Origin of the sequence: Arthrobacter sp. H35-D1, from assembly GCF_030063185.1 — a bacterium.
In the GTDB taxonomy this organism is placed as follows: domain Bacteria; phylum Actinomycetota; class Actinomycetes; order Actinomycetales; family Micrococcaceae; genus Specibacter.
Genome location: NZ_JASISP010000011.1, coordinates 22,087 through 46,718 on the forward strand (window position 1 = coordinate 22,087; position 24,632 = coordinate 46,718).

24 protein-coding genes and 1 pseudogene are annotated in these 24,632 nt (G+C 63.3%); 14 read left to right on the forward strand and 11 right to left on the reverse strand.

All coding sequences use genetic code 11. From position 1 onward, the window contains the following. Nucleotides 1–232 precede the first annotated feature (232 nt). From QMG25_RS12235 to QMG25_RS12255, 5 genes are read left to right on the forward strand one after another with little or no spacing between them, the layout of a single operon-like run. A complete protein-coding gene (locus tag QMG25_RS12235; RefSeq protein ID WP_283460565.1) occupies nucleotides 233–1,810 on the forward strand; it encodes an ABC transporter substrate-binding protein in 1,578 nt (525 codons plus the stop codon). Beyond that, the gene (locus QMG25_RS12240) at nucleotides 1,807–2,826 is read left to right on the forward strand and encodes an ABC transporter permease (RefSeq protein ID WP_283460567.1); all 1,020 of its coding nucleotides are present in this window, start codon (nucleotides 1,807–1,809) and stop codon (nucleotides 2,824–2,826) included. The genes QMG25_RS12235 and QMG25_RS12240 overlap by 4 nt, the downstream gene beginning before the upstream one ends. Further along, nucleotides 2,823–3,659 (forward strand): ABC transporter permease, encoded by an 837-nt coding sequence (locus QMG25_RS12245; protein ID WP_283460570.1) that lies wholly within the window; start codon nucleotides 2,823–2,825, stop codon nucleotides 3,657–3,659. Before QMG25_RS12240 ends, QMG25_RS12245 begins: the two co-directional genes overlap by 4 nt. Next, on the forward strand, nucleotides 3,656–5,443 hold the full coding sequence (locus QMG25_RS12250; RefSeq protein ID WP_283460572.1) for an ABC transporter ATP-binding protein: 1,788 nt from the start codon (nucleotides 3,656–3,658) through the stop codon (nucleotides 5,441–5,443). Before QMG25_RS12245 ends, QMG25_RS12250 begins: the two co-directional genes overlap by 4 nt. Next, on the forward strand, nucleotides 5,428–7,563 hold the full coding sequence (locus QMG25_RS12255; protein WP_283460574.1) for a CocE/NonD family hydrolase: 2,136 nt from the start codon (nucleotides 5,428–5,430) through the stop codon (nucleotides 7,561–7,563). The genes QMG25_RS12250 and QMG25_RS12255 overlap by 16 nt, the downstream gene beginning before the upstream one ends. Nucleotides 7,564–7,807: 244 nt before the next feature. Here QMG25_RS12255 and QMG25_RS12260 read toward each other — a convergent pair whose 3' ends face one another. Next, entirely contained in the window at nucleotides 7,808–8,044 is a 237-nt protein-coding gene (locus QMG25_RS12260; RefSeq protein ID WP_283460576.1) for a hypothetical protein, read from the reverse strand. A 48-nt stretch (nucleotides 8,045–8,092) separates the two neighbouring features. Here QMG25_RS12260 and QMG25_RS12265 point away from each other — a divergent pair. The 3 genes and pseudogenes from QMG25_RS12265 to QMG25_RS12275 form a co-directional block, all read left to right on the forward strand. Continuing rightward, nucleotides 8,093–9,102: pseudogene (locus tag QMG25_RS12265) on the forward strand (TRCF domain-containing protein); the annotation flags it as partial. 213 nt (nucleotides 9,103–9,315) lie between these two features. Next, nucleotides 9,316–9,489: a hypothetical protein gene (locus QMG25_RS12270; RefSeq protein WP_283460579.1), complete on the forward strand. Its 174-nt coding sequence runs from the start codon at nucleotides 9,316–9,318 to the stop codon at nucleotides 9,487–9,489. Continuing rightward, the gene (locus QMG25_RS12275) at nucleotides 9,486–10,358 is read left to right on the forward strand and encodes a type II toxin-antitoxin system death-on-curing family toxin (protein WP_283460581.1); all 873 of its coding nucleotides are present in this window, start codon (nucleotides 9,486–9,488) and stop codon (nucleotides 10,356–10,358) included. The genes QMG25_RS12270 and QMG25_RS12275 overlap by 4 nt, the downstream gene beginning before the upstream one ends. A gap of 18 nt (nucleotides 10,359–10,376) precedes the next feature. On the opposite strand, the gene QMG25_RS12280 is transcribed toward QMG25_RS12275, so the two are convergent. Next, nucleotides 10,377–10,805, reverse strand: coding sequence for an SGNH/GDSL hydrolase family protein (locus QMG25_RS12280; protein WP_283460583.1), 429 nt, complete (start codon nucleotides 10,803–10,805; stop codon nucleotides 10,377–10,379). A 394-nt stretch (nucleotides 10,806–11,199) separates the two neighbouring features. On the opposite strand from QMG25_RS12280, the gene QMG25_RS12285 reads away from it, so the two are divergent. The 3 genes from QMG25_RS12285 (at nucleotide 11,200) to QMG25_RS12295 (ending at nucleotide 12,895) form a co-directional block, all read left to right on the forward strand. After that, a complete protein-coding gene (locus QMG25_RS12285; RefSeq protein ID WP_283460584.1) occupies nucleotides 11,200–11,433 on the forward strand; it encodes a hypothetical protein in 234 nt (77 codons plus the stop codon). Between the two features lie 284 nt (nucleotides 11,434–11,717). Next, nucleotides 11,718–12,338, forward strand: a complete 621-nt coding sequence (locus QMG25_RS12290) for a helix-turn-helix transcriptional regulator (protein WP_283460586.1) — start codon at nucleotides 11,718–11,720, stop codon at nucleotides 12,336–12,338. Continuing rightward, nucleotides 12,335–12,895: a DUF6036 family nucleotidyltransferase gene (locus QMG25_RS12295; protein WP_283460588.1), complete on the forward strand. Its 561-nt coding sequence runs from the start codon at nucleotides 12,335–12,337 to the stop codon at nucleotides 12,893–12,895. Before QMG25_RS12290 ends, QMG25_RS12295 begins: the two co-directional genes overlap by 4 nt. 158 nt (nucleotides 12,896–13,053) lie before the next feature. Here QMG25_RS12295 and QMG25_RS12300 read toward each other — a convergent pair whose 3' ends face one another. The 3 genes from QMG25_RS12300 to QMG25_RS20440 all read right to left on the reverse strand — a co-directional run bounded on the left by QMG25_RS12300 (nucleotide 13,054) and on the right by QMG25_RS20440 (nucleotide 14,324). Then, nucleotides 13,054–13,290, reverse strand: coding sequence for a hypothetical protein (locus QMG25_RS12300; RefSeq protein ID WP_283460590.1), 237 nt, complete (start codon nucleotides 13,288–13,290; stop codon nucleotides 13,054–13,056). Between the two features lie 103 nt (nucleotides 13,291–13,393). Beyond that, on the reverse strand, nucleotides 13,394–14,101 hold the full coding sequence (gene deoC, locus QMG25_RS12305; RefSeq protein WP_283460592.1) for a deoxyribose-phosphate aldolase: 708 nt from the start codon (nucleotides 14,099–14,101) through the stop codon (nucleotides 13,394–13,396). A 70-nt stretch (nucleotides 14,102–14,171) separates the two neighbouring features. Then, nucleotides 14,172–14,324, reverse strand: a complete 153-nt coding sequence (locus tag QMG25_RS20440; RefSeq protein WP_349307134.1) for a hypothetical protein — start codon at nucleotides 14,322–14,324, stop codon at nucleotides 14,172–14,174. A gap of 286 nt (nucleotides 14,325–14,610) precedes the next feature. Here QMG25_RS20440 and QMG25_RS12315 point away from each other — a divergent pair, with 286 nt between their 5' ends. After that, nucleotides 14,611–15,744: an acyltransferase family protein gene (locus tag QMG25_RS12315; protein WP_283460594.1), complete on the forward strand. Its 1,134-nt coding sequence runs from the start codon at nucleotides 14,611–14,613 to the stop codon at nucleotides 15,742–15,744. 51 nt (nucleotides 15,745–15,795) lie between these two features. Here the strand turns inward: QMG25_RS12315 and QMG25_RS12320 are convergent, their stop codons facing one another. The 3 genes from QMG25_RS12320 to QMG25_RS12330 form a co-directional block, all read right to left on the reverse strand. Beyond that, nucleotides 15,796–16,449, reverse strand: a complete 654-nt coding sequence (locus QMG25_RS12320) for an RES family NAD+ phosphorylase (RefSeq protein WP_283460595.1) — start codon at nucleotides 16,447–16,449, stop codon at nucleotides 15,796–15,798. Then, entirely contained in the window at nucleotides 16,443–17,222 is a 780-nt protein-coding gene (locus QMG25_RS12325; RefSeq protein ID WP_283460597.1) for a hypothetical protein, read from the reverse strand. The genes QMG25_RS12320 and QMG25_RS12325 overlap by 7 nt, the downstream gene beginning before the upstream one ends. Before the next feature lie 247 nt (nucleotides 17,223–17,469). After that, entirely contained in the window at nucleotides 17,470–18,567 is a 1,098-nt protein-coding gene (locus QMG25_RS12330; RefSeq protein WP_283460599.1) for a YeiH family protein, read from the reverse strand. Nucleotides 18,568–18,637: 70 nt separating this feature from the next. Here QMG25_RS12330 and QMG25_RS12335 point away from each other — a divergent pair, with 70 nt between their 5' ends. After that, nucleotides 18,638–19,546, forward strand: coding sequence for a LysR family transcriptional regulator (locus QMG25_RS12335; protein ID WP_283460602.1), 909 nt, complete (start codon nucleotides 18,638–18,640; stop codon nucleotides 19,544–19,546). Here the strand turns inward: QMG25_RS12335 and QMG25_RS12340 are convergent. The 3 genes from QMG25_RS12340 to QMG25_RS12350 form a co-directional block, all read right to left on the reverse strand. Beyond that, nucleotides 19,543–20,469: a uroporphyrinogen-III synthase gene (locus QMG25_RS12340; protein WP_502866394.1), complete on the reverse strand. Its 927-nt coding sequence runs from the start codon at nucleotides 20,467–20,469 to the stop codon at nucleotides 19,543–19,545. The two genes, QMG25_RS12335 and QMG25_RS12340, sit on opposite strands and share 4 nt — an antisense overlap. Continuing rightward, nucleotides 20,466–22,310 (reverse strand): phospho-sugar mutase, encoded by a 1,845-nt coding sequence (locus QMG25_RS12345; protein ID WP_283460604.1) that lies wholly within the window; start codon nucleotides 22,308–22,310, stop codon nucleotides 20,466–20,468. The genes QMG25_RS12340 and QMG25_RS12345 overlap by 4 nt, the downstream gene beginning before the upstream one ends. Before the next feature lie 130 nt (nucleotides 22,311–22,440). Beyond that, nucleotides 22,441–22,791, reverse strand: coding sequence for a hypothetical protein (locus QMG25_RS12350; protein ID WP_283460606.1), 351 nt, complete (start codon nucleotides 22,789–22,791; stop codon nucleotides 22,441–22,443). A gap of 154 nt (nucleotides 22,792–22,945) precedes the next feature. Between QMG25_RS12350 and QMG25_RS12355 the strand changes: the two genes are divergently transcribed. After that, entirely contained in the window at nucleotides 22,946–24,400 is a 1,455-nt protein-coding gene (locus QMG25_RS12355) for a transposase (protein WP_283460608.1), read from the forward strand. The last annotated feature ends 232 nt before the right edge of the window (nucleotides 24,401–24,632 follow it).

Genomic DNA, 24,632 nt, shown 5'->3' on the forward strand with positions numbered 1-24,632 from the left:
TGACGTTGGCGCGAATACAGGCTGGGTGTCGGTGGGCACCTACCACGGGGCTGACCGTCCGGGCAGAACTGGACGCCGGCGGAACCTCGAATCGGCATGAATGACACCGCGGACGGGAGTATACGCTCATCACCGGTGACACGCCCGCCGGAGAGCTGGTGGCCCCTTAATACTTCTTCGTTTCATGATCCAGGGCACTACTGTTCGAAGATCACCCGGACGAGGAGCATATATGTCAGAAACACACTCGATCGGCCGTCGATCTGTTCTTTCCACCGGGCTTTTGCTCGGATCCGGCCTACTGCTGGGAGGATTGACGGGCTGCGGCAGCGGCTCGAAAGTGGCCGAAATACCGATGGCAGCCGCAACGGGGGTCCCTGCGCCCGGACGCAGGCTGCGCATCGCCCGCCCCGCAGCCTCCGCAGCCGAAACCCTTGATCCCGCCAGCTCCCTTTCGGCCTACGAATACCTCGGCGCCATCTACAACCGGTTGGTCAAGCTGGATGACAAGGGCGTCACAGTTCCTGATCTGGCAGCGGAATGGTCTTCCACCTCTGATGGCAAAACCTGGACTTTCAACCTGCGCCGCGGGGTCATCTTTCACGACAGGCGCCCCTTGACGGCCGCCGACGTCGTCTACACGCTTGGACACATCCTGGATCCCGATGTGGGTTCCCCACAAGCCGGGGTGCTTTCCCCGATCCTGGAGGCCTCGGGGGTCACCGCAAGTGATCCTCACACCGTGGTCTTCAATCTGACCTCGCCGAACGCGGAATTCCCGTCGCTGCTCACCGCCTACCAGTGCTACATCATCCCCGTGGATTCGGCCGCAACGATTGGCGCCACCGGGATTGGCACCGGCCCCTTCAAGCTCAGCGACTACACACCGGCCGGCCGCGGTGCGGTAGAAGCCTTCGTTGACCACTTCGCCGGGCCGCCGGCACTGGCGGGGATTGATTTCTACTCGGTGCAGGACACCGGCGCCAGGGTCAACGCCCTCCTGGCCGGCCAAATCGACCTCATCAGCCAGACCAACCTGGACTTCGCCACCGCACGCGTCGTGGCATCCTCGCCCAACGCGACGGTGGCCCGGGCCAAGGACGCCCAGTGGTACACGATCCCGATGCTTGCCACTTCCAAGGAATTCTCCGACCCGCTGGTGCGCCAGGCCATGAAGCTGGCCTACAACCCGAAGGACATCGTCGCCACCGCGCTGCAGGGCAACGGCAGCACCGGATGGGACAACCCAGTGCCGCCGGGTTACGAAGACCACTTGGACTTCACCCGCGAATACGATCCGGAGAAGGCAAGGTCGCTGCTGAAGAAGGCCGGTGCAGAGGGGTTGCAGCTGCCCATCTACACCTCGTCCTACGACTCGGTGTTCACCCCGATGGCCGTCGCCTACGCCGACGCGGTGAAGGCTGCAGGCATCAAGCTCACCGTCACCAGTGCCTCCTCGGACTCCTACTACACCGAGATCTGGATGAAGAAACCACTCTCGGTCAGTTACTGGTTCACCGGCCGGCCCGTTGACCAGCTGCTCAACCAGGTCTTCCGCTCCGGATCCTCCTACAACGAGTCGGCATGGTCGAACAAGACATTCGACCAGCTGCTCGTCTCGGCGCGCGGTGAAATGAACGACGCCAAGCGACGCGGCATCTACCAGGATGCCCAACGCGTGATCATCGATGACGGCGCGGACATGACACCCATGTTCGGCGACCGGCTTGTCGGGCTGTCCAAGGAAGTGGTGAACTACTCGGAGTTCGGCTTCGAGTTCGACTACATGTTGATCGGACTGAAATCATGACGCAGCTGATACTCCGCAGGCTGGGCACCGCAGTGCTGACCATTGTGTTGGCCTCGCTGCTGGTCTTCCTGGCGATCCAGGCGCTCCCCGGCGATGTGGCCCAACAGATCCTCGGGCGGGATGCCACCGAGGAATCCATTGCCAAGATGCGCTCGGAACTGGGCCTGGACACCCCGGTGGTCCTGAGATATCTCCAGTGGCTCTTCGGAGCGGTGCAAGGGGACTTCGGCACGTCCCTGGTCTCCGGTGAACCCGTAGGACCGACCTTGCTGTTGCACTTCCGCAACACGCTGCTGATCGCCATACCCACCGTGCTGATCTCCGTCACGCTCTCTATCCTGCTTGGCGTGTTCGCCGGGCTGCGCCGGAACAAGTGGCAGGACAACTCCATCTCCTTGATCTCGCTGGTTGCCATGAGCATCCCCGAGTTCATGATGGGTGCGCTGCTGGTGCTCGCCTTCGCCATCGGGATCCCGCTGTTTCCGGCCGTGGTGCTCGACGGGCCCAACGCCACCGTGGCCGAACTGCTGCCCAGCATCTGGCTGCCGGTGATCGTGCTTTCCCTGGCGATGGCCGCCTATGTGATCCGAATGACGCGTACCTCGACCATTGACGTGATGACCTCCGACTTCATCACCACCGCCCAGCTCAAGGGCCTTCGGGAATCACGGGTGGTCCTGCGCCACGCCCTGCCCACGGCGCTGCTGCCCACGCTGAACGTCGTGGCCATCAACATCGCCTGGATGCTCGGTGGCGTGGTGGTGGTGGAGAACATCTTCAACTACCCCGGAATGGGCAACCTGATGCTGGAGGCCGTTTTTAACCGCGACCTGCCGATCATCGAGGCTGTGGCAGTGGTCTCGGCCACCGTCTATGTTGCCTGCAACCTGCTCGCCGACCTCACGGCAATGCTCCTTGACCCGCGCCAGCGCCTGGCCAAGGGTTCCAAGCGCAAGGCGAAGGCAACGGCCGCCGGTTCCCAAGCCACAGCCACCGGAGAAGGGATCCAACCATGAAATCCGTGCTCCGCTCCGCCGAGCCGATGTTCATCATCGGCATCGCGCTGATCGCCATCAACGTGCTGCTGGCATTCCTTGCCCCCTGGATCTCCGCCTATGATCCCATCGCCAGCAATTCCGAGGCGGCCCTGCAGGGGCCCACCGGGGCACACTGGCTGGGGACGGACATGTACGGGCGCGACGTGCTCTCCCGGACGCTGAACGGCGGGCGCTACGCACTGCTGGTCACCTTCCTGGCCACAACGATCGCCGTGGCCATCGGGGCGCTCCTCGGCTGCCTGGTCGCGTTCCTGAACAACTGGGTGGACGACGTCGTGATGCGCGTTGTCGACGCGATCCTCTCGGTACCCACAATCCTGGCACTGCTGGTTGTGGTTGCCGTCTTCGGCAGCGGCATGTGGGTGATCGTGCTGGCCGTGGTGGTTGTCTACACCCCGGCAGTCACCCGCGTGGTGCGTGGCGCGGCCCGTTCGGTCAGCTCCCTTGACTACGTGACCGCGGCCAAGGCGCGCGGCGAGCGTGCCGGACCCATCGTGGTGCGCGAGATCCTTCCCAACGTGCTCGACGTCGTCCTGGTTGAGTACGCGATGCGCGCCAGCTGGGTGGTCCTGCTGATCTCCTCGCTGTCCTTCCTGGGCTTCGGCGCCAACCCGCCGGCCCCGGACTGGGGGCTGATGGTTGCCGAGAACCGCACGGCGCTGACGGTGGTCCCGCTGGCCACACTGGGCCCCATTGTGGCGCTGGCGACATTCGTGATCGGGCTGCACCTCACGGCCGACGGACTGGGCAAGAAACTCGGTGTTGACCGTGCCATGACAGGAGTGCAATGAGTATCGATGCAAGTGTGAGTGGTCCGGTCCAGGCTCCGGCCCCTGCCGGTGCGGCCGTGTCCGTGGAGAACCTCTCGATTTCCTATGCCGCCGGCGATGCCCTGGTACCGGTGGTGCAGGAGGTTTCCTTCAGCATTGCCGCGGGCCAGACCTTCGGGCTGGTGGGGGAGTCCGGCAGCGGAAAATCCACGGTGGCACGAACCCTGTTGGCGCAGCTGCGGGCCGGCTCCAAGGTCATGGGCGGCACGGTCAAGGTGGGCGCCCAGGAAGTCTTTTCGCTCCCCGCACCCCGGCTGCGCGCCCTGCGCGGGGGAACTGTGGCCCTGGTGGCCCAAAACGCCGGGCAGGCCTTGACCCCGTCCATGCGGATCGGCGGCCAGGTCCACGAGGCGCTGACCAGCCATGGCATGGCGGCCAGCCGGGCCCAGGTGCTGCAGGCCCTTGACCAAGTGCGCCTGCCCAACGTCAAGGACATGGCAAGGCGCTATCCCCACGAGCTCTCCGGGGGCCAGCAGCAGCGTGTCAGCATCGCCATGGCCATTGTCGCCCGTCCCGACGTCCTGGTTCTTGACGAGCCGACCACCGCCCTGGACGTGGTGACCCAGGCCGCAGTGCTGCGGCTGATCAAGGACCTGTGCCAGGAATTGCAGACGGCAACGCTGATCGTCAGCCACGACCTCGGCGTCGTCTCGGGCATGGCCGATGACGTAGCGGTTATGCGCACCGGAAGGATTCTGGAGAACCAACCCACGGCCGCACTGTTCACCTCGCCCGAGAACGAGTACACCCGCGAACTGCTGCGCGATGTGCCCAAGCTCAGGACGCGAAGCGCACCCGCGGCCACGGCCGTCCCGTCCGAGGACGAAGGACCCGAGGACGAAGCGGCGACGAGCGAGGTCCTGGTGGAATGCAAGGACGTCACCATTTCCTACAACCCCGGCGGACCGCCGGCGGTGGATTCGGTGAACCTGCAGATTCACCGGGGGGAGACCTTGGCAATCGTCGGGGAATCGGGAAGCGGCAAGTCCACCCTCGCGTGGACCTTGGCCGGGCTCAGGGGGGCAACCTCCGGCACCCTGCGGGTCGAGGGCGGCAGCGCCGGACGTGCCGGCGGGGACCTGGGGAAGCCGGTGGCCAACCGCAGCCGCGAACTGCGCCGGATGGTCCAGCTGATCTTCCAAAACGCCGACACGTCGCTGAACCCGCGACGCACGGTGTCCGCCGCGATCAGGCGCCCGCTGCGCCTCTTCGGCACCGTCCCGCGTTCGCAGGAAAAGGCACGCGTGGAGGAGCTGCTGACCGAGGTGGGCCTGCCGGCCAGCTTCGGCAAACGGCTTCCGTCCCAGCTCTCCGGTGGCCAGCGCCAACGCGTGGGCATTGCCCGAGCCCTGGCGGCGGGCCCCGATTTGATCATTGCCGATGAGATCACCACCGCGTTGGATGTCTCGGTGCAGGCCGACATCCTCGAACTGCTGGCCGGGCTGCAACGCACCCACGGGCTGAGCACGCTGTTCATCAGCCACGACCTCGCGGTGGTTGCCGATGTTGCGGACCGCGTGGTGGTCATGAAGAACGGGCGGATGGTGGAAGTTGGACCCGTCGAGGCGGTCCTTGCCGGGCCCAACCACCCCTACTCGGCTTCCCTGCTAGCCTCGGTGATCGAACCCGGCGACCTTGATTTGCCGTCGGCCCTATCTGAGGAACAGACTTGGATGGATGACCCCGACGGCGGCTGGGAAGAGCCGGGCGACGGGCACCGCATCCGCAAATGGAAGGACGCGTAAACGCGATGAAGTACGTGGATTCGCCACAACAGATCTTGACTGAGGACGCATGGATCGAGCTATCGGACGGGACCCGGCTGCATGCCAGGATCTGGCGCCCGGTGGACTCGGGGTCCACGCCGGTCCCGGGGCTGCTTGAATACCTGCCGTACCGGCTCGATGACTGGACGGCTCCGCGGGACAACGAGCGCCACCCCTACTACGCCGGGCATGGATACGCCTCGGTGCGTGTGGATATCCGCGGCACGGGAAGCTCCGACGGCCTGTTTATCGACGAATACTCCGAACAGGAACAAGCCGACGGGCTGGAGGTCATTGCCTGGATCGCCGCCCAGCCCTGGTGCACCGGAAGCCTGGGAATGTTCGGCATCTCCTGGGGCGGGTTCAACTCGCTGCAAATGGCCGGGCACGCCCCGGAGGCGCTGAAGGCCATCGTGACCGTCTGCTCGACCGATGACCGGTACGACAACGACGTGCACTACATGGGCGGGGCCATGCTGGGCATCGACATGGCCTCTTGGGGCGGCACCATGTTCGCGTTCAACGCCCGTCCGCCACGGCCCGAGATTGTGGGTCAGGACTGGATCGCGCAATGGCGCGACCGGCTGGAAAACACCCAGGCGATGACCGGTGAATGGCTGCGGCACCAGGAACGCGACGACTACTGGCGCCAGGGAAGCGTCTGCGAGGACTACTCCTCCATCAAGGCGGCGGTGCTGGCCGTCGGCGGCTGGCACGATCCCTATCGTGACACGGTGCTGCGCCTGCTGGCGAACCTCGAATCCCCGGTGCGCGGGATCATCGGACCGTGGTCGCACCAATACCCCGACCGCGGGTATGCACCGGGCCCGGGAATCAACTTCTTGGCCGAGACCCTTGCCTGGTGGGACAAGTGGCTCAAGGACGTGGACAACGGCGCCGATGAGGGCCCCACGCTTCTGGCCTACCTGCCCGAGGGCGACCCCCCGGCAACATACTACGAAGAGCGCCGGGGTGCGTGGCTTGGCCTCGATGGCTGGCCCGCCCGCCAAATCGCCGGGCAGCTGCAGGAGCTCTCAGCGGGAAGCTGTTCGACACCGGTGGTCAACGGGTTGGCAACGGTGCGCAGTCCCCAGCAGACAGGCGCCGATGCCGGACGGTTCTTTCCCTTCGGCAATGCCACGGACCTGCCCCCGGACCAGCGCAGCGAGGACGGTCGATCCACGTGCATCGACTTTGCCCCGCTCGTCGAGGACACCGGGATTCTGGGCAACGCCCGGGTGAGCCTGCGGCTGGCCTCCGACCAGCCCGAGGCCAACATCATTGCGAGGTTGTGCGACGTCGCCCCCGACGGTTCCTCGACGCTGGTGACCCGCGGGGTGCTGAACCTGAACAAGCGGGAGGGTCGCGACAAAGCGGTGCCGCTGCCCGCCGGCGAGTTCGTCGAGGTGGACTTCGAGCTGGTGGCCGTTGGCTACATCGTGCCCGCCGGGCACACCGTGCGCCTGGCGCTCTCCTCGAACTACTGGCCATGGATTTGGCCCCCGGCAGTTGAACCGACGCTTTCCCTTGACCTCGCCCGCAGCTCCCTGGAACTTCCGCTGTTCGGGGACCAAGCCGGGGACGGGGCCGCAACCGGCCTGCGTGCCGCGATCGAGGAGGCCCGCACCACGCACGGCTTGTTGGCAGGGGTCGAGCTGGGCGAGCCGGAGCAAGCCCCGCGGCTGCCCGTGGACTACCTCAGCAACGAAGGGGTGGAGGTCGATGCGAAGTACGTGGCGACATCCCAGCGCAGTGTCCACCGTGATATTGAAACCGGGGAATGGAAGCTGGATGTCGATCCGGGGTATGGCGGCTCGCGGCGGTACCCCGACGGACTGGTCTTCACCGAATTCAGCCGGGAGACTTACACGATCCGCGAGGGCGACCCGCTCAGCGGGCAGGCGCGCTCGGCGTGGTTCATCGAGCTGTCCAACACCGGATGGTCCGCACGCCTGGAAACCGAATCGGTGCTCGGCTCCACTTCCGGCGACTACGTACTGAGCAACAGCATCAGCGCGTGGGCCACCGTCGGCGACGGGGAAGAGGAACTGGTGGCACGGAAGCAATGGGAGGAAACCATTCCACGCACCTCCACCTGAACCGCACAGAGAGGTGAAACGTCCCTTGGGCCAAGCAGCAACGTGGTGGTCAGCTCCGTGTTGGCGACCAGGCACCCCAGCAGAGCGTCGGTGACCACGCCGGGCGGCAGGCGGGTGGCCAGAAAGACCAGCGCCAGGGCCGCCGTCGTGCTTGAAGAAGAAGCAGTCCATGACGCAAAAATGGCCATTCGCGGCTGAATTTATCAGGCGCGGATGGCCATTTCACGGGCCATGCTCGGGCTCGTTACTCTCCAGCGGAGTTGGAGCGGCCGATGATCGTCACGGGGACGAAGATGGCCAGGGCGCACAAGCCGATGCCAAGGCCTGCCGGCACGAAGGCGTGCGCGAAGCTCTCGAGGCTCCAGTAGGAGAACGCAAAGATTCCGCCAAGGAACAAGGCGAAGAAGATGACAAACATAACGACGGACTGCACAAGGCTGTTCTCGCCCTGGTACTTGCTGGTGGAATTGTTGCTGGACACGGTTCCTCCTGACCCCAAGGTGGGGGGCTGGGTGGTGCGTCGGCTGCCCGGGTCAAGTCGATTGATCGCACGGTGGCGCACATCCAGCGGCTGGTGCCTGACGCTCGTGTGGCGGTGGCTCATGGTCAGATGAGCGAGTCGCGGTTGGAGCAGATCATTGTTGATTTCTGGGAGAAGCGTTTTGACGTGCTGGTGTGCACCACCATCATTGAAACCGGGCTGGACATTTCCAATGCCAACACGCTCATTGTGGAGCAGGCCAACAATTACGGGCTCTCGCAGCTGCACCAGTTGCGCGGGCGCGCGGGCGCGTGGGCCGCGGACGCGAACGCGCGTACGCCTACTTCCTGTACCCGGCGGACAAGCCGTTGGGTGAGGTGGCGCTTGAGCGGCTGAAGGCGGTGGCCGCCCACAATGAGTTGGGCGCGGGCATGGCCTTGGCCATGAAGGATCTTGAAATTCGTGGGGCGGGAAACATGCTCGGAGGGGAACAGTCGGGACACATCCAGGGCGTTGGTTTTGACCTGTACATCCGTTTGGTGGGGGAGGCTGTGGCCGATTTCCGGGGCGACGGCGAGGAGCGGGCTGCGGAGATGAAGATCGAGCTGCCCATCAACGCGCACTTGCCGCACGACTATGTGCCGGGGGAGCGGCTCCGACTTGAGGCTTACCGCAAGCTGGCCGCGGCGGACACGCTTGACGGCATTGCCGAGGTGGAGGCTGAACTTATCGACAGGTACGGGGAGCTGCCGCCGGCGGCCGTGAACCTTATTGCCGTGGCGCACTTCAAGGTGCTGGCCAGGGCTGCGGGACTCACCGATGTGGCGCTGCAGGGGAACTTCATCAAGTTTGCCCCGGCCGAGTTGCCCGAGTCCAAGGAGATGCGCCTAACGCGCATGTACCCGAGATCGCGGGTGAAGCCGGCGTTGAACTCTGTGCTGATCCCCAAGCCCAAGACTGCCCGTATTGGCGGACGCGACTTGGCCGATGCGGAAGTGCTCAAATGGGCCCAGGGAGTGTTGGAGGCCATCTTCGGCACAACCCCGGCCAGCCTGTAAGGCGGTCCGAGGCGGCCTAAGATTCACAGTTGCTGTCAGCCGCCCAACATCTGCAAGGTTGTCACTATTTGCAAAGAAGATTCTTTTCTGCGCCGGAAAGTCGTCTGCCTTTGGGTCAGGAGAGGACGAGGCCTATGGCGCGTTCAGGTAGGGCAGATAGTGGGATTTATGGAGCTGTTGGGTGCACTTCTACTTTGGCCGTATAGTGAATCTATGGCCACGATTACCCGCACAGATCATGATCAGCGCGAGCCGCTTACTTGGACAAACATGCCCAAACACCAAATTGGTGGGGTTTCGTACTTGGATTCGGACTCCCTCATGACTTTGATTGACCAACTGGCTGATGAAGAAGCTGAGTTTCTAGAGCGTCTTTCCAGACAGTGATTCACTACCTGTCAGCTGAAGATGTAATCCAGATCAACCTCCGGCATTGCCCGGATAGCTCAGGCGTAGTCGACCGAGGTGGGGTGGAAGGCGCTTGCGGGAGGCCGCTCACCGGTTTCGAGGGTCACGAAGAGTACCCAGATGTTTGGTCCAAGGCAGCAGTACTCCTTCATGGGATCGCCAGCACCCAATATTTCACTAACGGCAACAAGCGAACAGGGTGGCTGGCGGCCTCAGCCTTCCTGTTGGCCAATGGATCCCCCTTGCGGATATCTCCGATGATTAGCCGTGAAGCTTTCGTCGTGGCTGTAGCGACGGGCGTTTTTTCAGTCCCGCAAGCGGCCGAATGGTTTAAAGAGAATCGGGAACGAGCCTCGGATTTACTTGACTTCGCGGTACTTGCCTTGCATGCAGAGGAAGGGGTGCAGAATGGCGTCTGGAATGGGTCTGACTGCAACCTTGCAGGTGTGAGCCTAGGGGGGATCCCCCATGCGATGCCGTTGCATATTGTTTTCCGTATCAAATGGCGAAAATTTGACCTTCATAAGATCCAAGAGATAACCGCCTCGCTACACACGGTTAGTCAAGGGACAGACCCTGCCGTATTCGCCACGGGCAAGAACGATATGGTTTTGGACCGGACTCAGCCAGTGCAGACGGGCCATCGGAATCATTCGAACGGCATTATGCCTTATATCGGGGTAATGGAACTTCCACTAGTGTTGGTCGCCGAAGGTCGGATCCGGGTGGTTCTTAGACTAAATGGAGACGTCCTTGCCTCCCTTCCGCTGGACGTTACTCTTTTGCCGGACTTTAGTGCCGCTGGCAGTTTCGAGTCCGCAGTAAGGACCCTTCTCGATCGCGCCTGACCGGATCTATGTTGACCACTACCGGGGAAGTATGGCGGACGCGATTTGGTCAGCGACCCAACCCTGCCCCTTGTCTTTGTAATGCGCCTCGTCGGCATACAGTCCGAGTTCTGTAGCTTCGGCGGTGCCGTAGTCGGGCGTCCTGCGGCGCAGGTCGAACACGGTAATGTCCGGGTCTGCGGCGGCCACTGCTTCAATCTCTGCCCTGAATGATTCCCAGATTGGCTCGGTGGCGTTTCCGCGCTTTGGCATTTCCACCAGCAGGATTGAGCCATTGAATCCTGCGGTTCGAGCCTGAGTGATGTTGAGTTCAAGTTGGGTGCGGAACGTGGCGGCGCTGGGTCCTCCCGTGGCGTCATTTTCGCCCCATGGCATTATGAGCAGTCCGAACGGGCCTGCTGTTGTGATTGCCTTGGTCCATGCGGCTGAACCTGTGAATACGCTCAACGTTGAACCGTGACGCGCACCGTCTATATCCCTCACTCCTTGCGCATGGTCGCTGTTGAACGTGAGTAGTCCCTCGGGGAAAGTGAGGCCGGGGTTAGCCGTGGTGCTTGCGTCGCGGGTTACTGTGACCGTGTGCGTGCTGTTTGCTATTGCCCCTGAGTCCCAAATGACTTGGCTGTACGCCAGCGACCCGCTGTTGAAGCCATCGACAACTGTTCCGGCTGCACCGTCCAGACTAATGCTATATCGCCCAACAGACGGCGCTTTCGTTCCGAGCAGCTTGGCCCGGTCACCCTTGAACGTGAAAGTCAGGAATTGCCCCGCGCCTATTGATGCGGCCCTCAGCCCGAGACCATAGGATGCCGCTGATGACCACCGGGTGAACAGTGTGTGGATGTGGGCGGGACTGCTCGGCTGCGCCATCAGCGCGTGGATCCAGGAAGTCACCGGTCTGGACTATGGCAATGGGCGTGGGAGGCGGACCGTGGCCCGCCTCCGGCGGGAACTGATCCGTATCCCGGCCCGCATCACCCGCCGCGCCGGTGAAATCCAGTTGAGACTGCCACCGGGACCACAGCTGCTCGCCACCGTGCTGCCCACCCTGCAGGGACTGCCCGCCCCCGGCTGACAACCCGACTCTCCTGTCCCGCCACCAAAAGAAAGACGACCCGAGGCCTGGAACCTCCGCCCACCCGGCACGACAGCCGCGCCGTTGTCATGCCACGGAGCCAATCTTCGCCGAAATTCTCGCCCCGCCAGAAATTTCAGCCCCAAAAACCGCTACCCGCGGATTCGGGTCTGAAGGACATTCACACTTAAGCCGAATAAGACCCGTCCCCAAAAGTGGACGCCACAAGTGAGGTGCAATTGTCACCATTCGGTGACACACTGGAATGAGAAAGGGACGCTGCCGTGATAACCAACATCAATATAGACACACCCGCCGCGGCCGGTGCCCTGATTCGCGCCCAGCGCATGAATCAGGGACTGACGCAGCAGACGTTGGCCGATGCAGCAGGGGTTTCGCGGAAGTTTCTCATTGACCTTGAAGGGGGCCACGAACGCGCCGAGCTTGGCAAAACCCTGGAGGTCCTGACGGCGCTCGGACTCTCGCTGACAACCGCGACGCCTATCCCTCGCGGCATTGATCACGACCCGCAGAGACGTGACTACGCTGCAACTTTCACTCAACTCCTGGCCAAGAATGACTTTGAGTTCGCCATTAAGATGCTCGCAGACTACGCTAGTGCATCACTGAAAGCTGGCCGCCCGCTACTCCAAAGCAGCCCACAGCTCAACGAACCCAGATGGTCGGCAGCTTTGGCCGGGATTACCAATTACACCGCGAACCGCCTGGACCAACCCGCCCCGGCATGGACCAAACACATCCTGCCTCTCGATGATGCATGGCTGCCGGCAGAATCTTACCGAAGCATCCGCGAACCCATGAAACAGCTGACCCGCTCGCAAACACCACGCGAGCTTGCGGCCCTGAACGTCTTCATTCGTGAACGCAGCCTAGCCACGACATGATTGCCGGCGAGCTTTCTAGTGATCAAATCCTGGCGCTGCTCCATGAACTCGCCCGTCGTTTGAAGACTCGCGGTGTCCACGGGGACATCAAGCTCGTGGGCGGTGCAGCACTGATTCTGCAAGGTGTCGGCAACCGTCCCACGGCAGACATCGACGCCAGCTACGCCGAGAAGACCAGCATCAATACGATCGTGGCCGAGATGGCGAACGACTACGACTTGGCCCCGGACTGGCTCAATTCAAACGCAGCGGCCTTCGTTCCGGATAACGCCGTGTGGATCACACTCGAAGAACTGGATGGACTAACCATCCAGGCAGCTAATAGCGAAACGCTCCTGGCGATGAAGATCGCTGCCGAACGAGACAAAGATATTCTCGACATTGCCCGGCTCTTGCGCAAACTCAATATTGCTGACGCTGCCGACGCCGTCGACCTCGCGTACGACAAGTACGGCGAACACTCCATTCCGCTCTCCGCTGGACGGGAGAACTACCTGATCGTCGTCGACGACGCCCTTGAAGCGGCAACAACACTGGTGCCAGAAGCCGATCAGTAGCCCCGTTGTCAATCAACTCAACTTGGGTTGACCCGGGCACCAAAGCCGGCCGGCCGCCGTCGTGCTTGAACAAAAACTAGCCCATGACGCAAAAATGGCCATCCGCGGCTGAATTTATCAGGCGCGGATGACCATTTCACAGGCCATGCTCGGGCTCGTTACTCTCCAGCGGAGTTGGAGCGGCCGATGATCGTCACGGGGACGAAGATGGCCAGGGCGCACAGGCCGATGCCTAGGCCTGCCGGGACGAAGGCGTGTGCGAAGCTCTCGAGGCTCCAGTAGGAGAACGCAAAGATTCCGCCAAGGAACAAGGCGAAGAAGATGACAAACAAAACGACGGACTGCACAAGGCTGTTCTCGCCCTGGTACTTGCTGGTGGAATTGTTGCTGGACACGGTTCCTCCTGACCCCAAGGTGGGGAGCTGGGTGGTGCGCCGGCTGCCCGGCACGCTGATCTATCCATGATCTTAGTACGGTTTGGCGGCCGGAACTGCCTGTTTAGTAGTTGGCGCTGCCCGTGCCGCCTGTGACAATGGCAATTCCTCCGCTGGTGCCGAGCCGGGTGGCCCCTGCGGCGATCATTTCCAGCGCTTGTTCGCGGGAGCGGACGCCGCCGGAGGCCTTCACACCGATGTCCGGGCCCACCGCCTTGCGCATGAGGGCCACGTCCTGGGCCGTGGCCCCGCCGGTGGAGAAACCCGTTGAAGTTTTCACGTAATCGGCGCCTGCCTCCACTGCAGCTTCGCAGGCGAGGATTTTCTCATCGTCGCTGAGCAGGGCCGTTTCAATGATGACCTTCAACAGCGAATCCTCGCCGTGCACCACTTCTGCCACGGCGGAAATGTCCGAGACCAGGGCCTCGCGGTCCAAGGCTCTGGCGGAGGCGATGTTGATGACCATGTCAACCTCGTCTGCACCGTCCATGGTGGCACCGCGGGCTTCAAAAACCTTCACATCCGTGTTGTGGGTGCCTAGCGGGAAACCGATCACCGTACACGTCAGCACGCCGCTGCCCAGCAGCGCCTTCTTGGCCGTTTCAACCCAGATCGGGTTCACGCAGACCGCCTTGAAGTGGTGTGCAGCGGCTTCCTTGCACAGGCGCAGGATGTCGGCACGGCTGGCTTCGGGGGCAAGGAGCGTGTGGTCGATGTAGCGGGCCAGGTCGTTGGGGGCGTTTTCGCCCACGAAGGGGTCCTCGTATGTCATGGTGCTTGCCTTCCCTGGTGTGGATGTGTATCCCCATGGTGCCACACAGCAGGGTGCCACTTGGTTGCACTCACGCGGTGGCGCCGAAGGGCAGCGCCTGCATGTGCAGGATATTGCCGCCGTGGAATATGTTGTCGCTGAGGATCAAGGCAGCGAATACCGTGTCCATGTGGTCCTCGCCAAGAATGAATGCCTGGGCGACTCCGTCGGTGAATTCGGGCAAGAATGAGGGCCGAAAGCGGGTAGTGGATCATGGGTTTTTCCTAGACCGGCACCAGTTGTTTGCTGGTACACTATGGCACTAAATGCAGTCTCGAGCCTTTTCGCCCGCAAGGGTAATTCCGGTCCAAGAGCAAGTTTTGCCGTGAGCTTTGGCGGAACGCAAGCACGGTGCCACATTGGGTGGGCAATGCCGTTTACCAGCATGTAAATGGAGACTTATCGACGGCAAGGCTAGTCCGTAGCTTGCAAGTTGGAAGGTGGGGAACTCTTTGAGCAGCAGGAAGCTAGTGAACGACGCGACCGGGACTACATGGTTTGGTGCATTGTTTGACCCGCGAAACAACAGCCTCAACCTGATCCGTTTGTTCTTGGCTTTCGCTGTTTTGGTCCACCACAGTTGGCCGCTTGCCGGCATTCCTGGCGATCCCAATTTTGCCGGAGACACTTTGGGCGGGTGGGCTGTTGCAGGATTCTTCGGCATCAGTGGGTATTTGATCACCGCCAGCCGGTGGTCAAACTCGATTGGGACCTACCTTATTCACCGCATTGCACGAATCATGCCTGCCTTTTGGGTCTGTCTTCTGGCTATGGCGGCGTTTTTTGCTCCCATTGGCTATCTCGTGGCGCACGGGAGCTTGCACGGATATCTGACAGCGGATCACTCGCCCCTGAATTTTCTGATGTCGAACTTCTTTCTGAAGATGCACTTCTATGACATCGCAGGAACTCCGGTGAATGTCCCCTACCCGGGGGCGTGGAACGGGTCGCTCTGGAGTCTCTACTACGAGTTCATTTGCTACCTCATCATTGCCGCGGTAGGGATCTTTGCGTTTGTACGCCGTTACCGGTGGCCATTGACACTGGCGTTCCTTTTGTCAGTCATAGCCCAAGCGAACATTGGCTTCATTGGCTGGCTGACGCACAATAATTACAACGTTGTGGTGCTGCTTCGCCTGCTGCCTTTCTTCCTTGCAGGTTCCGTGGTGTTCATGTGGAAGGACAAACTTGGTTTCCATTGGATCCCCGGCGTGCTTTCATTCGCGGCAGCTTTTGTTGTTTCTTCAACGGTGCCGGGATGGGGAGTTCAAGCTTCGGCATTGTTTGCCATCTATGGGATTATCTGGCTCTCCACCGTCTTCAAGCAGCCCCAGTTGATCGCGAAGAATGATATTTCCTACGGTGTTTACATTTACGCGTTTGCCGTTCAGCAGTTGCTTGTTGTGTTTGGTCTCCATGAGTGGGGCCTGCTGTGGTTTAGCGTTGTTGCAGCGATCCTGACGGTGCCGCTGGCCACGGCCAGCTGGCTCTTGATAGAGCGCCCCATCATGCGTCGAGTTCGGAGTGCCACGCGAAAGAAGAAGTTTCCAGAAGATGTTCCAGGCTTGGATGCTGCGCGGTACCCGGACGGAAAGACTGGCTAACGGGAGCACCACGGCGTGACCGTCAAAGCCCACCACGAGAAACCGCAGCAATCAACTGTGCACCAGCACGTCGATGTGCAGCGGGGCGCAGAACCGGATCAGCCAATCCAGATCGGGGCCAGCGCAATACACCTGCCCGAACCCAGGATCGATAGCCAAGTCGGCGGGTCCCACCCGGTCGCCAAAGAGCACATAGGCCCGTTCCGAGTTGCAACGCCGACTCATCCAAACGGCACCATCGAACCCGGCGACATAGGCGGCATGAGCCCAAGCGACCGTCTGCTTGTAGGTGGTGGCCGGGGTGTCGATCAGCTGGGTTTGTTCAATGTGCAGGTGTTTTAGCCCGAGCCCCATGAAGGACGCCAAGCGCAGATCCCTGCCTGTGACGAGACGGGCACCGATCTTGTCGGAGTACGCATTCGGCCGCAGCAGACCTCCCGTTTGAGGAATGTCGTGGAGGATCGATTCACAGATCGCGGCCTCGATGCTCTGGGCGCCATACAGGATCGGCACGGCAGGTGAATCGACTGTCACGGCCCGTGTGATGGAACCAAAAAAGGCGAAGCGGGTCCTGCCTCCGAGACCTGCATTGAAGGCATCCACATCTCGGGAGTTGCTGGCCACACGGTAGAAATCCGTACCGGAATCAAGGATATATTCCAGCGGTTCGAACGGACTCCCCGGCTCGGGAACCGCGGCTACCACGACACCGTTTCGCCATGTAAAAACTTGTCGGCAAGTTCCGGGTCGGTGGAAAGGTGCTCAACCGGTTGCTCGTGGTCAAAATATGTGGATGGTGAGCACAGCCAATACACCAAGTCCTCATGGTCCAGGCCAATGGTCCGGGCAGCAGCCAGTAGTTCAGGGATGACCGGGTGGACGGTCCCTGTTTTTCGGTCGAATTGAAACCCGGGATAGACGAAGGCGTTGCGCCGCTTAACCCCGATGAGCTGGTTCTTCTGGCGCAGGGTGGAGGGAAGGCTTCTTGTTCCTGTCTTCGCGCCGAGCAACGTCGCCACCTCGGTGCTCTTCAGCAACCCCCAGCGGTCTTCGATGCGGGCCCATAGGTTTTCCGTCGCCTGAATGGCAGCGGCCAGCGGAGGACTGGTTGGCACCTCCAGGGAGGAGATGGCCGGCCCAAGGGCGGCGATGCTTCGGGTCATGTTCACTATGTCCTCGACGAGGCGGACTGCCGTCTGTGAAGGGCCTTGTTGCCCAACTTTGGCGGCTGGGGGAAGGCCGCGGCGGGGTTGGTTTGCCACCTCTGCTGCCAAGTTCTCATTAACGAGCACCCGCATTGCTGTTCCGCTTTTTGATTCCAAGAGCAGGATGGCATCTACCTGGCCGCGGTTCAGTTTGGCGGGCAACTCCAGGTCGAGGCCCAGTTCAGTGAATACCATCTCCAGGGGCATCAGGTCGGCAGCTGTCGCCCTGCCGGCGGTGGGACTTCCGATGTCGTTGCTTACTTTCCTTGCCATTGTTCCCACCTGTTCTTGAACGTTTCCTACAGTTTACTCCTCTGTCTGATTCGTATCCAGGGGTGGCAAAATATGGCTGTTGCAACGGTCGCTGAGTTCGTGCCGTGGGCTTTCACTCAAGGCGAGGCATCCGCCTTGCGGGGATGATTTCGGCTCCGTCCAGCGACAACTGGGCCGTAGCACTGCACTGGAGGAGGGGCCACTCTCGGGTGTGGGGCACAAGGTCCACAGTGCCGCACAGTTGCGCTCATGCGGTGGCGCCGAAGAGCAGCAGCCCCGCCAATGCCAGGCCGGCCACCCACACAGTGGAAATGGTTGCCAGGATGAAGGGTTTCATGCCCACTGAGAGCAACGACTTCACGTGCACTCCGGCGCCCAGGGCGAACATGGCAGCGGCCAGCAGGAAGCTCTCGCCGTTCTTGGAAAAATCCAGTGCGGCCTCGGGCAGCCAGCCGGTGGCACGCAGGGCCATCATGAGGATGAAGGAGAACACGAACAGGGGCATGATGGGTGGCTTGCGGCTGGTTTCGGACTGGCCTGCGTTGCGGCGCTGGCGGACGCTGACCACCGCCATGACGGGTGCCAGCATCAACACCCTGGCCAGCTTGACGATCACTGCCACACCGAGGGCAGCTCCGCCGATGGTGCCGCCGGCGGCCACTACTTGGGCGACCTCGTGGATGGAGCCGCCGGCCCACAGACCGGCTTGGTAGTCGCTGAGGCCCAGCATCGAAGCGGCCGCGGGGAGGAGCGGAATCATCAGCGTTCCAAAGATCACCACCAGTGCCACGGCGGTCATCACCTCGCGGCGTTCCTTGGTTTCAACGACGCCGTCCACCGCGGCCACGGCGGCGGCCCCGCAGATGGAAAAGCCGCAGCCGATCAACAGCCGCTGCGTGGGGCTCACCCCCATCCACCGGCCCACCAGCATGGTGCCGGTGATGCCCAGGCCCACAATGCACACCACTACAAGAATCATGCCCACGCCCAGGGAGAGCACATCTGCCACCAGCAGCTGGTAGCCAAGAAGCACGACGCCGGCGCGCAGCAGGGTCTTGGCGGCGAAATTGAACCCGGCCTGCAGACTCTGCGGCACGGGGAGCAGGTTGCGCAACAGGACGCCGAAAACAATGGCGATGAGCAGGGTGCTGGCTCCGGGCCACAGCGCGCTGATGGTCATGGCTGCTGCGGCGGCCGTGGCGCTCACCAGGAGTCCGGGTGCCAGCGACTTCCACCGGGCCGGACCCCAACTACCAGCAAACGTGCCAAGCCTGCTTCCGGCTCGGGCCAGCGGTGAGGCGGTGTCGGTGGTGCGGACGGGTGGGGGGAGTTCCTTGGTGGTCATGCTTCAATGCTTTCGCGGCAGCGAGCCCGGCGGTAGACGCCAATAGTGCCCAAGGGTATATCGTCTTGATATGATCACCCGTTGGCCGGACCTGGCCGCCCTTGAACTCTTTGTTGCCGTTGCCCGGGAGGGAAGCCTCAGTGCCGGTGCCCGCGCCGTGGGCATGGCCCAGCCCAATGCCGGCCGTGCCATGTCCCGACTGGAACGCGAGCTCGGTGTTCCACTCTTTGACCGCCGCACCTCGGGCTCGCGGTTGACGGATGCCGGCGGGAAACTCCTGAAAGCGGCCACGGCGGTGGTGGAGGGCGCTCGCGGATTGCTGCTGTCTTCCGTGCGGCTGGGCGAGGTGACGCGCGGGCAGCTGTCGGTGGGAGCCAGCCGGACAGTGGCCGAATACCTGATGCCCGGGTGGCTGACGGCGCTGAAGGAGCGCGACCCCGATTTGAAGATCGCCTTGGTGGTGGATAATTCCCGCCACGTCTTCGAGGAAATCACCCACGGTCACATCGATGTGGGCTTCGTTGAATCGCCCAACGTGCCTACGGGCTTGCGGCGACTGGTGGTGGCCTCTGACCGGCTGGCCGTGGTGGTGGCGCCGAAGCATCAGTGGGCGCGGCGCAACACACCGTTGGCCGCCCCGGACCTGGCGCAGGCCGAACTGGTGGCTCGCGAGCCCGGCTCAGGGACGCGAACGGCCCTGGACCGGGCCCTGCGGGGCCACGCCCAGGCAAAACCCGCCATGGAACTGGGCAGCAACGCCGCCGTTTGTTTGGCAGTTGCCGCCGGGGCCGGGGCCGCCGTGCTGAGCGAGTTCGCCGTCCGGGCCCAGGTGGAGCGCGGGGAGCTGGTGGAGGTTCCCGTGGCGGGCGTTTCCCTCACCCGCCGCATACGAGCCGTCTGGAAGGGCGGTCGCGGTTTGCCCGGACCGGCAGGGGAGCTGGTCAACGTGGCCCGCGCCGGTTACCACTCCAACCGCTAGGTGCGCTGCGGACCCGTCGCGCCCAGATGTTCACATATCAGCTTGATCAGGGCACCCATGCGGAACCGCTCCGGGACCAACGGTGTGATCCCTGCATCGAGCAGTGGCGCTGCCGTGACAGGTCCGACGGCGGCACTGACCACCGCTCCCAAGCCACCGGCATCCGGGCCTTGTCCTCGCAGCGCATCGCGGAACTCGTTGCCGCGGCCCAACGCATCCGCAGTGCTCAGCACTGCGTCCACGGCCGGGGCACTGGTGAACGTGAGCACGTCAATGTCTTTGTTGATGACGGCGTCGATCAGCTGCGGCAATTTGTCCCCCTCTTCGGCATTGATCCAGCGGTAGGGTGTCACCGTCCAGACCGTAGCGCCGGCCGCGCGCAGCCGCTCCAGCGCAACGACGTCCGTATAGCCATGGACTTGAACAGCCACGCTTTTGCCCTGCACGCCGGCGGCAATCACCAGATCGATGAGCATGGCAGTGGTTTCATCGGCACTAATGCCCGCATCATCCAAGCCGGCAGCCCGAACAGCCCCACGGGCCTTGGGGCCACGGACATAAATGGCGGCTGATGCCAGCATGTTCTGCAGTTCGGTGCCTTGGCCGCAGCCATCGGCGGCCTCCAACCAGCGCCGCAGTCCATAAGCCGTGGTCACCAAAACAATCTCAGGCGCGGCAGCAATGACGGCCGCTGTTTCGGCACGCAACGCTTCGTCGTCTTCCACGGGGGCGATCTTCAGCGCCGGCGCATGAAGCACCTGCGCACCTCGGCGCTGCAACGCCTCAATCAAGTCATCGGCCCGTCGATGAGCCGTGACACCGATCCGGAATCCGAGCAGCGTTTGGCCCACTGAAGGCTGGCCCACTGAAGGCTGGGCAGATTCGGGCAGCGGGGCGGGATCTGACTCGGGTTTCTGGCTCACGGATTATCCACGCCCAACGCAGCCTTGACGTCCCGCTCCACGGCGGCCAGCGCGAGGGCTGCCTCCTGGCGGGCGGCGGGTAGCTGCTCCCGGCTGGAAACGTCGATGACGACTTCCAGGTAGCACTTGAGCTTGGGTTCGGTGCCGCTGGGGCGCACGATCACCCGGGTGCCGTTCTCCGTCAAATACAGCAGCCCGTTGGTGGCCGGCAGGTCCGGGGTGCCCGCCGAGAGGTCGATGGATTCGGCCACGGGCGAGCCGCCAAGAACGGCCGGCGCCTGCGCGCGCAACAAGGCCATCATCGAGGAGATCTCCCCTAGGTCCTCGACCCGGATGCTGAGCTGCCCGCTGGCGTGCAATCCATGCTCCAAGGCGAGGCGGTCCAGGACGTCAAAGAGTGTTTTGCCTTCTGCTTTGAGGGCGGCCGCCATCTCGGCGACCAGCAGCCCGGCGGACATGCCGTCTTTGTCCCGCACCACTTCAGGGGCAACGCAATAGCCCAAGGCCTCCTCGTAACCGAAGGTCAGGCCGGGAACGCGAGAAATCCACTTGAACCCCGTCAGCGTCTGGACATGGCCGTACCCCGCGCTGGAGGCAATGCGCTCCAACAGGCGCGAAGAAACAATTGAATTGGCAAACACGGGCTTCCGGGGGGTGTCCGCCGTGGAGCCGTTCCGGACCTTGACGCCGGCCTCCGCACCGACCTCGGTTTCAACGCTGCCGCCGCGGGCCGCGAGGTGCGCCCCGAGCAGGGCGCCCACCTCGTCGCCGTGGAACTTGCGCCACTGGCCGGTGGCCGGGTCGGGGGCGCCGATGGCGGCACGGTCGGCGTCGGGGTCGTTGGCCAGGACCACGTCGGCCCCCACCTTTTGAGCCAGGGCGAAGGCCAGATCCATGGCGCCGGGCTCCTCCGGGTTGGGGAAGGAGACGGTGGGGAAGTCCGGGTCCGGGCGGGCCTGTTCGGGGACGGCGTGGGTGTCGTTGAAACCGGCGTCGGTCAGCACTGCCATCGCGGTCTCGTGGCCAACACCGTGCAGGGACGTGTGGACAATGCGCAGCTTGCGGGACGGGAAGCGGGCCGTGTCCGCCAGCGCCACCACGGCCCGCTTGTAGCTGTCTGCAAGCTCCGGGCCCAGCACCGTCCAGCCCTCTGTTGCGAGCGGGATGTTGCTGGTGTCGCCCGCCTGGGCCGAACGGGAAACGGCGGCAATGTGCCCGGCAATCCGAGCGTCATGGGGTGCCACAATCTGCACGCCGCGGGCCTCCGGTGCCACGGCGCGGCCGCCCAGGTACACCTTGTAGCCGTTGTCCGCGGCGGGGTTGTGGCTGGCGGTGACCATGACGCCGGCCTCGCAGTTCAGGTGCCTGACCGCAAACGCCAGCACGGGGGTGGGAAGCGCCGTGGGCAGCAGGAACGTTTCAATGCCTGCCGCCGTGAAGATGGCGGCCGTTTCCTGGGCGAAGATGGTGGAATGGCGACGGGCATCGAAACCGATGACGGCACGGGGACTGTACGGTCCGGCGTCGTGCGTGGCAGCCAGATCGAGCAGGTGCGCGGCCACCCCCGCTGCAGCGCGACGCACCACGGTGCGGTTCATCCGGTTGGGGCCCGGACCCATGGCGGCGCGCAGCCCCGCCGTGCCGAACTGCAGCTCGCCTGCGAAGCTGTCGGTGAGTTCCGCCGCCGCCGTGGGATCCGTGGCGGACTGCTCAACCAGCCCGCGCAACTGCGCAGCCATCTCCGGCTCGGGATCCGTGCCGGCCCACTGCAGGGCGATGCCGGCCAAGGCCGCGGACTCACGGGCCGCGTTTGCTGCTGAACTGCTCGAAGAGTGTTTCATCAGACCAATGTATCCGCAGACTGCCAAAGCAGGTAGGAGCGGCAGCGGCTAGATCTTCGCGATGTCTCTGGGAGCCGGAATGACAGCGGGAGTGGTGAGGCAACAATGACAGTACGCCCGCCCGAACCGGCTATCTGTTCGGGGTTCGTTGTGTCAGCACATCACTGCCGAGGGGCTGCCACGCTGCTGGTGGCCGCGTCATGGGCCGCACATCGTCACCTTGCTGGATGGCGCAACGTTTGGCCAGCTTTTCGTGAAATGCCGCGGGGAGCGCGGAGGCTTCACGGAGCAGGGGCTCAGCGGCCAAGACTTCTTCGAACGCTGCTGGCGCTTGGGCCACCATGTCGCGGACCGTGCCGGTCACATAATCGGGATCAAGGCCGGCCTTGGCGGCGAAATTGACCCAGTTCCTTTTCATGATTCGATCCACCCTGAATTCTCCGCCGACACTCATCTCCAGCTTGACCGGCTTCTCCTTCATGCCGAATTTGGCGTAGGGCAACAGGGAGTTCAGACCCGGATCCGCGAGTAAGAACTTTTTGACGGGGGCGTGTTAAACCGAACAGGTGCCGTCTTTGCTGGGAAAATAGTAGTCACTACACAACATTTTCCAGACAAAGAAGGACACCTGTTCAGTGGCAAGTTTACGCGGCAAGAAACGTGGCAAGAAATCAGGCACGCGGGCGGGCAAGCGGGCCCGGGCACGGCGGGTGCGGATCGGCGTCCCGGATGCGCGGCTGACGCCGGCGGCCGGGGTCGAGGCGCTCCGGGAGGTGGACCGGGTCTTGGGTGTCACGGCGGCCCTGGATGCGGGCATCGGTGCGGTGAAGAAACGCGCCCGGGGCCTGACCGGCGGCGAGCTGGTGGTCGCGATGGCCTCGGCCCAGCTGGCGGGGGAAGACTTTTTGGTGGGCCTGGACCGGCGCCGGGCCGACACGGCCGGGCAGGAACTGGAACCGGTGCCGACCTCGCCCTCCACCACCGCGGCCGGGATCGCCCAGCGCTTCGGCGGTGCCCAGCTCCAAGGGATCGAAACAGGCATCGGGACGGTCAACACCACCATGGTCTCCCTGCTGCCCCTGGTCCGACGGGCCACGTTGTTGAAGGTCGCCACGATCGACGGGGACGCGACCGATATCGAGGTGTACGGGCGCACCAAGGACAAAGCGGCACACGCGTACACCGGTGCGCTGACATTGCGCTCCCACATCGGGTTTTGGGCCGAGGCCGGGATCCCGGTGGCGGCGGAGTTGATGGGCGGCACCGAGGACCCCCGCTCCAATGCCGTGGATATCCTGGACCGCTCGATCGCGGCCCTGCCGGCCGGCGTGGAGAAGGTCCAGTGCCGCTGGGACGCCGGTTATTTCGCCGCCGAACTCGCCGCAGCCTGTGTGGCGCGCGGGGTCGATTTCGCGATCGGGGTCAAGCGCACCGCGAAGGTCATGGCCGCCGCCGCAGGGCTGGGCCGCTACACCTGGGTGCCGGCGGTGGGTATGGAGGATACCGAGCTGGCTGTCATTGATTACCTCCCCGGTCCCTGGCCCAAGGACGCCCACATCACCTGCATTGCCCGGCGGACCAGGATCCCAGTGAACCGCATTCCCACCGCCCGGGCCCGGAAACGCCGCACGATCGACAAGAACCAGCTCGCCCTGGCCGTGGAAGGCCGCATCGACGAGGTCTACGGCTACTCCTTCATCCTCACCAACCTGGACGTCTCCACGGATGAAAGCCTTGCCCAGGTGGAGTGGTGGTACCGGCACCGCACCGACATTGAAGAACTCAACCGCAACGCCAAGATCGGCACCGCGCTGCGCCATCTGCCCTCCGCTGACCACCGGGTGAACAGTGTGTGGATGTGGGCCGGACTGCTCGGCTGCGCCATCAGCGCCTGGATCCAGGAAATCACCGGCATCGACTATGGCAATGGGCGTGGCAGACGCACCGTGGCCCGCCTCCGGCGGGAACTGATCCGTATCCCGGCCCGCATCACCCGCCGCGCCGGTGAAATCCAGTTGAGACTGCCACCGGGACCACAGCTGCTCGCCACCGTGCTGCCCACCCTGCAGGGACTGCCCGCCCCCGGCTGACAACCCGACTCTCCTGTCCCGCCACCAAAAGAAAGACGACCCGAGGCATGGAACCCCCGCCCACCCGGCACGACAACCGGGACATTGTCACGCCATGGGCCCAATACTCGCCGAAATTTTCGCCCCGCCAGAAATTGTCGCCCAAAAAGCCGCTACTCGCGGATTCGGGTCTGACAAGAACGGTCGCATTGGTCCACCGCAGTGCACCCGGTTCCCGCCTCGTATCATCCGG

Bases quoted from the DNA above. Each gene is read 5' to 3' on its own strand.
- QMG25_RS12235 (WP_283460565.1), top strand. From the start codon at position 233: ATGTCAGAAACACACTCGATCGGCCGTCGATCTGTTCTTTCCACCGGG.
- QMG25_RS12240 (WP_283460567.1), top strand. From the start codon at position 1,807: ATGACGCAGCTGATACTCCGCAGGCTGGGCACCGCAGTGCTGACCATT.
- QMG25_RS12245 (WP_283460570.1), top strand. From the start codon at position 2,823: ATGAAATCCGTGCTCCGCTCCGCCGAGCCGATGTTCATCATCGGCATC.
- QMG25_RS12250 (WP_283460572.1), top strand. From the start codon at position 3,656: ATGAGTATCGATGCAAGTGTGAGTGGTCCGGTCCAGGCTCCGGCCCCT.
- QMG25_RS12255 (WP_283460574.1), top strand. From the start codon at position 5,428: ATGGAAGGACGCGTAAACGCGATGAAGTACGTGGATTCGCCACAACAG.
- QMG25_RS12270 (WP_283460579.1), top strand. From the start codon at position 9,316: ATGGCCACGATTACCCGCACAGATCATGATCAGCGCGAGCCGCTTACT.
- QMG25_RS12285 (WP_283460584.1), top strand. From the start codon at position 11,200: ATGTGGGCGGGACTGCTCGGCTGCGCCATCAGCGCGTGGATCCAGGAA.
- QMG25_RS12295 (WP_283460588.1), top strand. From the start codon at position 12,335: ATGATTGCCGGCGAGCTTTCTAGTGATCAAATCCTGGCGCTGCTCCAT.
- deoC (WP_283460592.1), bottom strand. From the start codon at position 14,101: ATGACATACGAGGACCCCTTCGTGGGCGAAAACGCCCCCAACGACCTG.
- QMG25_RS12325 (WP_283460597.1), bottom strand. From the start codon at position 17,222: ATGGCAAGGAAAGTAAGCAACGACATCGGAAGTCCCACCGCCGGCAGG.
- QMG25_RS12330 (WP_283460599.1), bottom strand. From the start codon at position 18,567: ATGACCACCAAGGAACTCCCCCCACCCGTCCGCACCACCGACACCGCC.
- QMG25_RS12335 (WP_283460602.1), top strand. From the start codon at position 18,638: ATGATCACCCGTTGGCCGGACCTGGCCGCCCTTGAACTCTTTGTTGCC.
- QMG25_RS12345 (WP_283460604.1), bottom strand. From the start codon at position 22,310: ATGAAACACTCTTCGAGCAGTTCAGCAGCAAACGCGGCCCGTGAGTCC.
- QMG25_RS12350 (WP_283460606.1), bottom strand. From the start codon at position 22,791: ATGAAGGAGAAGCCGGTCAAGCTGGAGATGAGTGTCGGCGGAGAATTC.